The sequence below is a fragment of the Streptomyces sp. NPDC015345 genome (assembly GCF_043078805.1).
In the GTDB taxonomy this organism is placed as follows: Bacteria; Actinomycetota; Actinomycetes; order Streptomycetales; family Streptomycetaceae; genus Streptomyces.
Window position 1 is genome coordinate 465,042 of record NZ_JBIBTX010000001.1, and the last position, 12,595, is coordinate 477,636.

A 12,595-nucleotide genomic window follows, 5' to 3' on the forward strand; every position below is an offset into this window, starting at 1 on the left:
GGCCCCTGCCACTGGCGGGGGCCCGCACCCGTGTATGACGGCATCATGGGGGCCATGCGCGCTGCCCGCCTCATCAAGATGGTGCTGCTGCTCCAGGCACGGCCCTCCATGACCGCCGCCGAGCTGGCCGCCGAGCTGGAGGTGTCGGAGCGCACCATCACGCGGGACGCGCAGGCCCTGTCGGAGGCGGGCGTGCCCGTCTACGCCGACCGGGGGCGGACCGGCGGCTACCGGCTCATCGGCGGCTACCGCACGCGGCTCACCGGGCTCGGCCGCAGCGAGGCCGAGGCGCTGTTCCTCTCCGGGGTGCCGGGCGCGCTGCGGGAGATGGGTCTTGAGGACGCGGCATCGGCGGCCCGTCTGAAGGTGTCGGCGGCGCTCATGCCCTCGCTGCGGGACGCCCCGCGCAGCGCCTCGCAGCGGTTCCATCTGGACGCGCCGGGCTGGTTCAAGGAGTCGCCCGCGCCCGAGCTGCTGCCCGCCGTCGCGGACGCGGTCTGGGACGACCGGCGGATCACCGCCCGCTACCGCCGCCAGGAGGCCGAGGTGGAGCGGGAGTTGGAGCCGTACGGGCTCGTGCTCAAGGCGGGCGTCTGGTATCTGTGCGCGCGGGTGCCCGATTCCGGTTCGCACCGCGTGTACCGCATCGACCGGTTCACCGCGGTCGCCGTCGGCGAGGAACGCTTCGTACGGGACGAGGAGTTCGACCTGCCGGCCTTCTGGGAGGAGCGGGCGGCGCAGTTCGCGCGGGCGATCCTGCGGGCGGAGGTCGTGGTGCGGCTCACCGAGGCGGGCGTGCGTCAGCTGCCGTACGCCACCGACCGGGTGGTGGCGCGGGAGGCCATGGAGAGCGCCGGTGAGCCCGACGCGACGGGCAGGGTGACGGCCACCCTGCCCGTCGAGAACGAGGACGTGGCGTACACGCAGCTCATGGCGCTCGGCCCGGAGGTGGAGGTGCTGGAGCCCGCGGCGCTGCGGGAGCGGTTCGCGGAAGCCGCGGCGCGCTCGGCGGCGCTCTACCGGTAGCCGGTGACGTCCGCCGTAGGGCTCTCCTGGTCGACCTCCGTGATGTACCGCCAGGCGTCGGGCGCCGAGCCGTCGACGTCGGTGAAGCCGTACTCCTTGGCGAGGCCGCCGCTGGAGAGCGACGCGCCGTTGTGGCGGGCCACGTCGGGGTCGGCGGCGAGGGCGACGAGCGCCCGGCCGACGAAGGCGGGCGTCTCGGAGATCGCGAAGTGCGGGTTCTGCTCGCAGCCCGCCCGCCAGTTCTCCTCGGTCACCTTGAAGTGGGTGTCGAGCATGGCTTCGGAGCGCAGCCAGCCGGGGGACAGCGCGAGGGCCGTGCAGCCGTACTCCGTGAGTTCCTCGGCGAGGCCGCGGGCCATCCGCAGCGGGGCGGCCTTGGCGAGGTCGTAGTAGAAGGGCTTGCGGTAGTGGGGGCCGTTGTACTCGGCGGTGCCGTCGGTGACCTCGACGACCAGGCCGCCGGGGTTCTTGATGAGCAGCGGCAGCGCGTACCTGCTGGTGACGATGTGGGTCTCGATGCCGAGGCGCAGGACGCGCAGGCCCTTGTCGAGGTCGTGCTCCCACATCTTCTTGTCCCACTCGACGTGCAGGTCGCCGCCCCAGATGTCGTTGACGAGGATGTCCAGGCGGCCCTGCTCGCGGTCGATCCGCTCGACGAGGGAGGCGACCTGTGCGGGCTCCAGGTGGTCGGTGGGCACGGCGATGCCCGTGCCGCCGGCGGCGTCGACCAGCTCGGCGGTCTCCTCGATGGTCTCGGTGCTGCGGCCGACCTCGCTGACGCGCTCGCGCGTGGTGCGTCCCGTGACGTAGACGGTGGCTCCGGCGCGGCCCAGTTCCACGGCCATGGCGCGGCCCGCGCCGCGCGTGGCACCGGCGACGAGGGCGATCCTTCCGGTCAGCGGCTGTGCGGGGCGGGTCGCTTGCTGTGTGGTCTCCATGTCCTTGAGGCTTCCACCAAAAGGCGACAACTCCTGTCGGTCTTTCCATCGGCATGTGCGCGCATAACGAGACAGCCGCATTCCGGCGCACTCCGCGTGCGCCCCCACTCCTCAGGGCCGATGCTGGACCCGTGATGGACGAGACGGAGTTCTGGGAGATCGTGGACAGCACCCGCGAGGCCGCCGGCGGCGACCCCGAGGACCACGCCGAGCTGCTCGTCGAGAGACTGCTGCGGTACGACCCGGACTCCGTCCTCGACTTCGCCCGCCACTTCGAGGCCCGGTACAACCGCGCCTACCGCTGGGACCTGTGGGGCGCCGCCTGGGTGCTGCTCGGCGGCGCGAGCGACGACGCCTTCGACTACTTCCGGTGCTGGCTGATCGGCCAGGGCCGGGAGATCTTCGAGGGCGCCCTGCACGACCCCGACGCGCTCGCCGATCTCCTGGACGACTTCGACGAGGAGCTGGACGGCGACGGCGAGGAGCTCGGTTACGCGGCCGATGAGGCGTACGAGCAGCTCACCGGCCTCGTCGCACCGGACCTCGGCATCCTGCCCGCGCCGCCAGAGCCGGTGGGTACGCCCGTCGACTTCGAGGACGACGCGGTGATGGCGCAGCGCTATCCGAAGCTGTGGGGCCGCTTCATGAGCGACTGAGCCGCGGCCACGCGGTTCAGTAGTGGGTGCCGCCGTCGATGCGCACCTCGGTGCCGGTGATGAAGCGGCCGTCGTCCGAGGCGAGCATGGCCACGACGGACGCGACGGTCTCGGGACCGGCGAAGCCCTGGCCGAGGGCGGGCGCCAGCTTCACGAACAGGCTCATGTCGGCGTCCTCGGGCAGGCCGGGGCCAAGGCTCTGCCGGCTCGCGCCCGAACCATCCGTCATCCCGGAGGAGATGGAGCCGGGCTGTACGGCGGTGAACCGGATGCCCTGCTTCCCGTACTCGGCGGCGAGGGCGTGCGTCATGGACTGGATGCCGCCCTTGCTGGCCGCGTACGCCGCCATGTACGGGTGGGCGAACATCGCCGAGGTGGAGCTGAAGTTGACGACGGCGGAGCCCTCGCCCCGGAGCAGCGCCGGTATCGCCTCGCGGATCATCAGGAAGGTGCCGGTGAGGTTGACGGCGATGACCTGGTTGAAGGCGTCGAGGGTGGTCTCGTGGGTGTGCGAGGAGCGCAGGATGCCCGCGGCGTTGACCAGGACGTCGAGGCCCCCGAGCGCGGCCGTGGCGGTGGCGACGCCGGCGCGGACCGAGGCCTCGTCGGCGATGTTCACGACGGTGGTGGTGAGGCGCTCCGCGTCCGTGCCCGCCTTGGCGACGGTGTCCTTCAGGCCGTCCTCGCTGACGTCGGCGGCGACGACCCTGCCGCCCTCGGCCAGCATGCGCAGCACGGTCGCCTGCCCGATGCCGGAGCCGCCGCCGGTGACCAGGGCGCGGCGTCCCTCGTAACGGTTCAGGGTCTGCATGTCGTACTCCCACTCCTGGAGCTCTCGGCTCCGCTCGCTTCTCCCGGGCACGCTTCCCCCCGGGCACATCCTTCACAGTACGCCTGAGTGGCACAATGTGCCATGTGGGCCCATGCTGCCGATGTGCTGGTGTGAGCCGCGTACTCTGCCGTGGTGAGCACACAGGCCCTGACCCTCACCGAGCGCCGCAAGCTGGCCACGCAGCTGGAGATCGCCCACGCCGCGGCCGAGCTGTTCGTCGCGCGGGGCACCGACGGCACCACGGCCGAGGCCATCGCGCGGCGGGCCGGGGTCGGACTGCGCACCTTCTACCGGTACTTCCGCGCCAAGCAGGACGCCGTAGGACCGCTGCTCGCCGTCGGCGGGCAGCGCTGGCGGGCGCTGCTGGCCGCGACGGATCCGGCGGCGGCCCTGCCCGACGCGCTGCGGGCGGCGGTCCGCGAGGCGCTCGCAGCGCCGGACGAGGCGGCGGCGGACGGGCTGCGCCAGACGCGCGGGCTGCTGCGCGCGGCAACGGGGGACCCGGCGCTGCGGGCGGTCTGGTACCGCGTGAACCAGGAGTCCGAGGAATTGCTCCGCCCGCTCGTCGCGGAGCGCGTGGGCGTGGACGCGGGTGTGGCGGCAGGCCAGGGGGCGGGCGTGGGGACAGGTTCGCTCCAGGTCCGCCTCGCCGCGGCCGCCGCGACCGCCGCCATCCGGATCGCCCTGGAGACCTGGTCGGAGACGGACGCGGACGTCACGGGCCCCGGCTCCCCCGCGGACCTCGCGGCGCGGTGCCTGGACCGCCTCATGGGCCCCGGGTCGTGAGCGGCGCGGCGGCGGGCCTAGGGCCTGTCTGACAATTCGCGTCGTCGCCCGGAGGGCGGCCTCGCGGCGTCAGGTGCGTGCTCTCGGCGTGCCGGGCGTAGGGCCTCGTACTGGATGTACTTGGCTCTGCGCCCGGTGCGGCGAGAGTGCGTGCATGGCGTCGCGAGGCAGGCGGGAATTGTCAGACAGGCCCTAGGGCGTGTCCGGTCCCGGAGTCTGCTCCTCCGGCGCGAACACCATCATCGTCACGTCATCGCGCACCGTCCCCGCGAAGCGCAGCACGTCCGACCACACCCGCTCCGTGAGGCCGGCGGGGTCGTCCAGGGTCGCCGGGTCCGCCTTCACCATCTCGCTGATCCGCTCGGCCAGCGGATAGAACGTGCCGGACGCGTCGCGCGCCTCGCTCACCCCGTCGGTCAGGCCGAACAGCCGGTCCCCGGCGAGCAGCGGCACCGTCAGCTGTTCGGGCGGGGCGAGGCCCGAGATGCCGAGGCCGAGCGGAGGCCCTGACACCACCGGCAGCTCGATGACCGCGGGGCCGCGCAGCAACAGCGGCGGCGGATGGCCGCAGGAGACGACGCGGACGACGGTGGAGTCGTCGGGGAACTCGAGGAGCACGGCCGTGGCGAACAGTTCGGTGTGTTCGTCGCCCTGCGAGTCGACGACGAGCCTGCGGTCGAGGCGGGCCGCGACACCCTCCAGGTCGGGCTGGTCGAGGACCGCCTCGCGGAAGGCGCCGAGCAGCGCGGCGACCGTGCCGACGGCGGCAAGACCGTGCCCCCGCACATCGCCGATGAGGGCCCGGACGACCCCCGGCCCCCTGCGTACGTCGAAGAAGTCGCCGCCGACCAGCGACTCGTGCTGCGCGGCCTGGTACAGGCCCGCGAACCGCACCCGCCCGACCCGCTCCGGCAGCGGCGGCAGCACCGCGAACTGGGCCGCCTCGGCGACCGTGCGGACCGTGACGAGCTGGGCCTCGCGGCGGCTGCGCACCCATGCGAAGACCACACTGAGCAGGGCGATGAAGGCGATCGTCAGGGCGTCGCTGTTGCCGGGACGGCCGAGCCCGAAGCCGGGCAGCAGGAGCAGCATGACCACGGCACCGCCCATCAGCGCGGTGGCGGCGGGCCCGTACGACAGGGCGGCCAGCGGCGGCGCCGCCACGACCAGGAAGGCCAGGTCCACCGTCTGGGGGGTGAACCACTGGAGGAGGGTGATCACCACCAGGAGCAGCGGCGGCGGCCAGCGCAGCCAGGGCGGGGGCGGCGTTCCGCGCAGCAACCAGTCGCGCTCCTCCGCGTCGCGCCGTCTGGCCGCAGCCCTGATCATCTCTTCACGCTCCTACGCGCGCCGGGACACCGCACGCCGGGCCGGTCCGTCGGGTGCGGTGTCCCATCGGTCACAGAGGCCGGCCCATCAGCACGTCGTCGACGTACGCGCCGTCCAGCAGGAACTCGCCGGGCAGCACGCCCTCGATCACGAAGCCCTCCGCTTCGTAGAGCTTGCGGGCCGGGGTGTTGTGCCCGAGGACCCGCAGCGTGAGGCGGACGGCGCCCTGTCTGCGGGCCTCGTCCATGGCGGCCCGGAGCAGCCGCCTGCCGACCCCTGTGCCGCGCACGTCCTCGGCGACGACGAAGCCCTGGATCTGGCGGACGTGGGCGTTGACGGCGAGCGGCGTGGGGAACCCGAGCTTCACATAGCCGACGAGCCGCCCCTCCAGCTCGGCGACGAGGTGGTCATGGGGGCCGAACCGGTCGTTGAAGAAGGGCTCGTAGGGAGGCTCGGGACGGGGCTGCACCGCGTGCAGGGTGGACCACGTGGCGCGGTCGAGACGGGCGAGGGCGTCGTCGTCCTCGGGCAGCGCGGTACGTATGTGCATGTCCGTCATGGCGCCACTGTACGGCGGCGCCCGTCCCGCCCGCCGGGCCGTTCGGAGGGAGGATGGAGCCATGGAACCCACACAGCCGCAGCGTTCCCCGCAGCCGTACCGGGTGGCCGTCGCCGGCGCCTCCGGGCTCATCGGCACCGCGCTCACCCGCTCCCTCGCAGCGGACGGGCACGAGGTGGTCCGGCTGGTGCGCAGAGCGCCCCACGGCAAGGACGAGGTGCGCTGGGACCCCGAGGAGGGGTACGTCGACGCGGTGGGCCTGACGGGCTGCACCGCGATCGTCAACCTCGCGGGCGCGGGCATCGGCGACCACCGCTGGACGGACGCCTACAAACGGGAGCTGCGCGACAGCCGGGTCCTCGGCACCGGCACGCTCGCCGCCACGGCGGCCTCGCTCGACGTACCACCGCGCGTGTTCGTGAACGCGAGCGCGATCGGCTACTACGGAGACACCGGTCAGCGCGCGGTGGACGAGAGCGCCCCCGCCGGGCAGGGCTTCCTGCCGTCGCTGTGCGTGGAGTGGGAGGCGGCCACCGCGGCCGCCGAGGCGGCGGGCATCCGTACCGTCCATGCCCGCAACGGCCTGGTGGTGGCGCGCGAGGGCGGCGCCTGGGGGCGCCTGTTCCCGCTCTTCAAGGCGGGCCTCGGCGGCCGCCTCGGCGACGGCCGGCAGTACTGGAGCCACATCTCCCTGCACGACGAGGTCGCCGCGCTGCGCCATCTCCTCGACACGGAGTCGTTGTCGGGCCCGGTGAACCTCACGGCACCCGAGCCGCTCACCAACGCAGAGGTGACGGCCGCGATGGGGCGGGTGCTGAAGCGGCCCACGCTCCTCACGGCACCGGCGCCCGCGCTGCGGTTGGTGCTCGGCGAGATGGCGGGCGATGTCCTGGCGAGCCAGCGGGTCGTGCCAAGGCGCCTGCTGGACTCCGGCTTCACGTTCACGTACCCCGGCATCGAGGAGACGCTGCGGGCTGCCCTGAGGTGAAGGGGCCGCGAGGATCTCGCCGCGTGCGACCGGCGTGCGACCGTGCCCGGTGCGTGCGCGACTGCCCCGGCCCCGGCCCGCTCCTACCCTCGTCCCGAAGTCGGGGATTCCGGCGCCTCGTCGAGGGCATCAGCTCCCCACCAGCCGCGCGACCTCCGGGAGGGCACGTGCCAGAGCCAGCGCACCATGCGGATGTCGTCATCGTGGGGGCCGGGGCCGCGGGGCTCTCGGCCGCGCATCGGCTGACCAGCGCCGGTGTGACGACCGTCGTCCTGGAGGCCGCCCCTTACGTCGGCGGTCGCATGTCGACCGAGAAGGTCGACGGCTTCCGGCTCGACAGGATCGGGCAGTTGCTCACCACCTCGTATCCGGAGCTGCGCCGCACGCCGGGCCTCGACGCGCTCGTCCTGCGTCCCTTCGCGCCGGGCCTGCTGGTGCACAGCGACGGCCGCCGCCACCGCGCGGCCGAGCCGCTGCCGGGACGGAGCGCGAGGGGCGCACTCACAGCGGCGCGCGCCCTCGCGAGCGCCCCCCGCGTGCCGCGGCCCGCACGGGCCGTCTCCGGTGCGGCGCCGCGCACCTCCGCCCCGCTCGGCGGCCCCCTCGACCAGGCCCGGCTCGGCGCCGCCCTCGCCCGCCTCGCGGCGACCCCCGTCGAGCGCCTGCTGGCCCGCCCCGAACTGCCGGCGGCACGCGCCCTGGCCGCGCGCGGGCTGCCCTCCCGCACCATCGACGGCTTCCTGCGCCCGCTGCTCTCCGCGCTGCTCTGCGACCCCGGCCTGACCACCTCAAGCCGGTGCGCGGACCTCGCCCTGCACGCCTTCGCGCGCGGCCGGCTCTGCATACCGGAAGGCGGCGCCGAGGTCCTGCCCGAGCTGCTCGCGGCGGCGCTGGCGCCGGGCACGGTCCGTACCGGGGTGCGCGTCACCTCGGTGGCGACGACGTCCGTCACCACCGCCGAGCACGGCGAGATCTCCTGCCGCGCCGTGCTGCTGGCCACCGACGCCCGCGCCGCCGCCGAGCTGCTGCCCGGCCTGCGCGTACCGCCGTTCCACGAGCTGACGGTGTTTCACCACACGGCTCCCGAACCACCGCTCGACGGTCCCGCGCTGCTCCTGGACGCCGACCGCGCGGGCCCGGTCGCCCACACGTCCGTCATCAGCCGGGTCGACCCGTCGCGCGCGCCCGCCGACCGCGTCCTCGTCTCCTCGACGGTGCTCGGCCCGCCGCCGGACGAGCGGACCGTCCGCGCGCATCTCGCCACGCTGTACGGCACCCCGACCGACCGCTGGGAACTCCTCGCCGTCCATCACACCCGCGAGGCCGTGCCCGCGATGCCGCCGCCGCACGACCCGCGCCGCCCGGTCCGCCTGCTCTCGGGGCTCTACGTCTGCGGGGACCACCGGGACACCAGCACCGTGCAGGGCGCCCTGCACTCGGGGCGGCGCGCGGCACACGCCGTACTCACCGACTTCGGCATCGCACCGGCGTACGCCCACGAGCCACTGCCCGCCGCGGCCTGAGGCCGAAGCGGACTGTCCGACCGCCCCCGCTCCCCCGGCTCACCCCTCCGATCTCTCGGTCCGCTCCCCGGAAGCCCCCGTTCCCCCACGCGGGGGCTTCTTCCTGCCCCCGCCACCTCACAGGGCCCGGCAACTCCTCTTGCGACCCCTGCCGTACGCGATTACGGTCCCGTCCCCCGGATCGCCAAGCAGCGGGAGGACTGACGTGCGTCGCACCTTGCCGGTGGCATCGATCATCCTCGGCTTATTGATGGGAGCTCTCGTTCTGCCCAACGCCCAGGCCGACGCCTCCCCCAACAAGCCCGCGGGGCCGGACGCGCCACCGTCGGTCGTCCCCCGCCCCACCGACTGGACCACGCTCGCCGGCCACACCTCGCTCACCCGCCACACCCGCATCCTCATCGACCCGCGCACCGCGTCCGCCACCACGCTGCCCGGCGGCCGCGCGGAACTCCCGGGCCCGGCACGGCAGTCCGTACGCGGCCTCGCCACTCAACTGCGTACGGAGCTCAAGCAGGTCACCGGCATCACGCCGCGCGTCACCGGTGACCGCCGACGCCCGGCCGCCGGGGACATCGTGCTCACCCTCACCGACCGGGGCGGCCTCGGCGCCGAGGGGTACCGCTTCGACAGCCGGGGGCCCATCCGTATCGAGGCGGCGTCCACGCACGGCCTGTTCTACGGGACGCGGACGCTGCTCCAGCTCCTGCGCGCCACGGAAGGCAGCCATCGCACGCTGCCGCGCGCCACCGCCACGGACCGGCCCACGCAGCGGATCCGCATGGTCCATCTCGACGCGGGCCGCAAGTACTGGCGCATCCCGTACCTGGAGAACCTGATCCGCAGGATGGGCGACCAGAAGCTCAACACGCTGCTCCTGCACCTCTCCGAATCCGAGGGCTTCCGCCTGAACAGCCCCCGGTTTCCCGGCCTCGCCGACCCGGCGCACAGCTACAGCCGCGCCGACATCGAACACCTGAAGGCCTTCGCGGCCCGGCAGCACGTGCAGCTGATGCCCGGCCTCGAACTGCCCGGCCACGCCACCGCGATCAGCGAGACCTTCGGCATCGGCTTCGGCTCCGGGCCAAACCCCTGCACGGGCGCGCACACCCACTCGCACCTCACGCCCGACTGGATCATCGACATGACCAGCGAGAAGGCGGTGGCGAAGTCGAAGGAGATCGTGGCGGAGTTCGCCGGCTGGTTCGACGCGCCGCTCTTCTCGATCGGTGCGGAGGAGGTCCCCGGGCAGCTCGCGCGGTGCCCTCGCGTGCAGGACCACCTCGCGAGCGCCCCCGACGTCAGCACGCTCGGCGATCTCCTCAACCGCTACATCAACACCCTGGACGGCGTGGTCACTTCCCACGGCAAGCGCACCGCCGTCTACAACGGCTCCGAACACCTGGCCGCGCCCCAGCAGCGGGTCCGCCCCGGCGTCGTCTTCCTCACCTGGGAGGGCACGGACGCCGAACCGGCCGTTCCGGGCCATGACGAGATCGCCATCGGCCCCTTCTACAACACCCCGAACAACTACCACCACCTGTACCCGGACGAGCCTTGGATGTACGACGGCTGGGCGCCGAGCACCGCCCCCGACATGCTCGGCTCCGGCGTCACGAACTGGGCGGACTACAACTTCTGGGCCGACGACGGCTACTTCGAACAGCACCTGGCGGGCCCCCGCGCGATCCTCGCCGACCGCGCCTGGAACGGGTCCCCTACGCCGGACACACTCGCCGCCTTCCGGGCCCGCGCCGCCCGCGTCGGCGACCCCGCGGGCACCACGCCCGCGCCGGTGCCGCCCCGCGTCGAGGGGCGCCCAAGCCACCACTGGACCTTCGACGACGCGCCGTACCCGAGCGGCTGGACATACGCGGGGAGCCCCGGCAACACGCTCTTCGCCGAGGACGTGGCCGGTGGCCTGCACGGCACGTCGTACATCATCGACAACCCGACGCCCGTGCCCGGCGTGCGCGGCCGGGCCTGGCGGTTCGACTCCGACCGGGACGGCGTCGGCTTCGGCGGCCTCGACGTCGCCGAGCCCTGGACGGTCTCGGTGCGGGTCCGCGCGACCTCCCGGACGGCCGATCAGGTCCTGCTCAGTTCGAAGGCGGGCGCCCTGAAGCTGATGCAGCACGGCACCGGCCGGGTCGGCTTCACGCGGTTCGGCGAGGCGGACCACAGCTTCGGCCACACGCTGCCGCTGGACCGCTGGACACGGCTGACGTGGGTGGCCATGCCGGGGCACACGGTCCTGTACGCCGACGGGGTCCGGGTCGGCGCCGTGGACGCGTCGCTGCCCCTCCCCCTGCGTTCGATCGGGACGGAGAAGGCCGGTCTGCGCGGGGATCTGGACGACCTGATCACGTGGGACGAGGCGCTGTCCCCGGCGGAGGCCGCGCGTCTGAAGTGAGCTCCGCACCGCCGGGAAGCGCCGTCGCGCGCGAGGTCACCCGAGGGCCGCGAGCCTGTCGCGGTACCCCCGCACCGGCGCCGCGTCCCGGTACGGCTCAAGGCGGCGCTCGAATTCGCGTACGTACTCATGGGCCCGGGCGGACCGCATCTCCGCCGCCGCCTGCGCCGCCTCCGCGCCGAGCTGGCAGGCCTGCTCCAGCTCGCCGAGGCCGAGCCGCGCGGTGGCGAGCACCACCCGGCAGAACAGGCGGCTGCGCGCGAAGCCGGGCGCGCGCAGCTGGAGCGAGCGCTCGGCGTGCTGGGCGGCGGCGCGGTACTGCTGGAGGTCGCGGTAGCAGTGCCCCTGCTCGTCCGCGAGCTGCGCCTCGTCGAAGAACCGCGCCCAGTGCGGCACCTCGTCGCCGGGCCGGGACGCCTCGAGCGACCGCTCGGCCCGCACCAGCGAGGCCGCGCAGGCCCGCGCCTCGCCGAGCACCCCGTGCCCGCGCGCCTCGGCGGCGTACAACAGGGACTGCACGACGGGCGGCGCCGAGGAGCCGACGCCCTGCTGGGCCACGCGCGCGAGCTGCACGGCCTCGCGTCCGTGCCCGAGGTAGACGGCCTGGCGGCTCATCGTGACCAGGACATACGAGCCGTACGCCCGGTCGCCCGCCGCCTGCGAGAGGCGCAGCGCCTGGACGTAGTACCGCTGGGCGAGGCCGTGGGCCGCGATGTCGTACGAGGTCCAGCCCGCGAGGCGGGTCAGGTCGGCGGCGGCCGCGAAGAGCCGCCGCCCGGCCTGCTCGCCGTAGGTGCCACGGAGCATCGGCTCGGCCTCGTGCTCCAGATAGCGGACGAGGGCCTGGCGGGCGTGCCCGCCGCCGTAGGCGTTGTCGAGCGCGCGGAACAGCTCGCCGACGGAGCGCAGCGCCGCGATGTCGCCGTTGGTGACGCGCTGGCCGGGGCCGCGGTCGGACTCCCTGCGCTGGCGGGGCACGCCGGGGCGGCCCTGGGCGGGCACGCGCACATGGCCGGGATCGGTCTCCCCGCGCCCGACGCGCTCGTCGGCCCGGCCGATCAGCCAGTCCCGGCTGGGCACGACGAGCCCGGCCGGGGTGAAGGCGATCTTCCGCAGTTCGGCGTGGCTGCCGGAGTCCTTGCGCCACAGGCCCCCGACGATGTCGACGGCCTCTTCGGGCGTGGCGGCGAACTCCAGCCCGGCGTATACCGGCGCGCACGCGTCGAGCCCGAGGTCCTGGGCGGACAGGCGCCTCCCGAGCCGTCGGGTGAAGACCTCGGCGATCAGTGCGGGTGTGGTGCCTCGGGGCTGCTGCCCGCGCAGCCATCTGGTCACGGACGTCTTGTCATAGCGCAGATCGAGGCCGTGTTCGAGGCCGAGCTGATCGACGCGGCGGGCAAGGCCCGCATTGGAGAACCCGGCTTCCGAGATGAGCGCGGCTAGCTGGCGGTTGGGAGTGCGCTGCGGGGGTCGTTCCGTCATCGGCTGTGCGGTCTCCTGCCTTCCGGGCCTGCCTTGAGCAGCCCTTATGGCCTCGTGAACGGC

11 protein-coding genes are annotated in these 12,595 nt (G+C 73.9%); 6 read left to right on the top strand and 5 right to left on the bottom strand.

The genetic code is table 11. The features are described from left to right. Nucleotides 1–54: 54 nt before the first annotated feature. Nucleotides 55–1,026 (top strand): helix-turn-helix transcriptional regulator, encoded by a 972-nt coding sequence (locus ACF062_RS02185; RefSeq protein ID WP_392134524.1) that lies wholly within the window; start codon nt 55–57, stop codon nt 1,024–1,026. On the opposite strand, the gene ACF062_RS02190 is transcribed toward ACF062_RS02185, so the two are convergent. Further along, on the bottom strand, nt 1,017–1,964 hold the full coding sequence (locus ACF062_RS02190; RefSeq protein WP_392134527.1) for an SDR family oxidoreductase: 948 nt from the start codon (nt 1,962–1,964) through the stop codon (nt 1,017–1,019). The genes ACF062_RS02185 and ACF062_RS02190 overlap by 10 nt on opposite strands. 134 nt (nt 1,965–2,098) lie before the next feature. On the opposite strand from ACF062_RS02190, the gene ACF062_RS02195 reads away from it, so the two are divergent. Continuing rightward, the gene (locus tag ACF062_RS02195) at nt 2,099–2,620 is read left to right on the top strand and encodes a DUF4240 domain-containing protein (RefSeq protein WP_392136431.1); all 522 of its coding nucleotides are present in this window, start codon (nt 2,099–2,101) and stop codon (nt 2,618–2,620) included. A 16-nt stretch (nt 2,621–2,636) separates the two neighbouring features. On the opposite strand, the gene ACF062_RS02200 is transcribed toward ACF062_RS02195, so the two are convergent. Next, nucleotides 2,637–3,431, bottom strand: a complete 795-nt coding sequence (locus tag ACF062_RS02200) for an SDR family NAD(P)-dependent oxidoreductase (protein ID WP_392134530.1) — start codon at nt 3,429–3,431, stop codon at nt 2,637–2,639. A 153-nt stretch (nt 3,432–3,584) separates the two neighbouring features. On the opposite strand from ACF062_RS02200, the gene ACF062_RS02205 reads away from it, so the two are divergent. Continuing rightward, on the top strand, nt 3,585–4,238 hold the full coding sequence (locus tag ACF062_RS02205) for a TetR family transcriptional regulator (RefSeq protein ID WP_392134533.1): 654 nt from the start codon (nt 3,585–3,587) through the stop codon (nt 4,236–4,238). Between the two features lie 192 nt (nt 4,239–4,430). On the opposite strand, the gene ACF062_RS02210 is transcribed toward ACF062_RS02205, so the two are convergent. Together ACF062_RS02210 and ACF062_RS02215 are read right to left on the bottom strand one after the other, a co-directional pair. Then, nucleotides 4,431–5,567 (bottom strand): PP2C family protein-serine/threonine phosphatase, encoded by a 1,137-nt coding sequence (locus tag ACF062_RS02210; protein WP_392134536.1) that lies wholly within the window; start codon nt 5,565–5,567, stop codon nt 4,431–4,433. Between the two features lie 70 nt (nt 5,568–5,637). Then, nucleotides 5,638–6,126, bottom strand: coding sequence for a GNAT family N-acetyltransferase (locus tag ACF062_RS02215; RefSeq protein ID WP_320591209.1), 489 nt, complete (start codon nt 6,124–6,126; stop codon nt 5,638–5,640). A 61-nt stretch (nt 6,127–6,187) separates the two neighbouring features. Here ACF062_RS02215 and ACF062_RS02220 point away from each other — a divergent pair, with 61 nt between their 5' ends. From ACF062_RS02220 to ACF062_RS02230, 3 genes are all read left to right on the top strand, one after another. Then, entirely contained in the window at nt 6,188–7,114 is a 927-nt protein-coding gene (locus tag ACF062_RS02220) for a TIGR01777 family oxidoreductase (protein WP_392134539.1), read from the top strand. Between the two features lie 167 nt (nt 7,115–7,281). Beyond that, a complete protein-coding gene (locus ACF062_RS02225) occupies nt 7,282–8,637 on the top strand; it encodes an FAD-dependent oxidoreductase (RefSeq protein WP_392134542.1) in 1,356 nt (451 codons plus the stop codon). A gap of 250 nt (nt 8,638–8,887) precedes the next feature. Further along, nucleotides 8,888–11,050 carry a family 20 glycosylhydrolase gene (locus ACF062_RS02230; RefSeq protein ID WP_392134545.1) on the top strand — a complete coding sequence of 721 codons (2,163 nt, stop codon included), beginning with the start codon at nt 8,888–8,890 and terminating at the stop codon, nt 11,048–11,050. A gap of 36 nt (nt 11,051–11,086) precedes the next feature. Here ACF062_RS02230 and ACF062_RS02235 read toward each other — a convergent pair whose 3' ends face one another. Further along, nucleotides 11,087–12,532, bottom strand: a complete 1,446-nt coding sequence (locus ACF062_RS02235; protein ID WP_392134548.1) for a regulator — start codon at nt 12,530–12,532, stop codon at nt 11,087–11,089. Nucleotides 12,533–12,595: the final 63 nt, after the last annotated feature.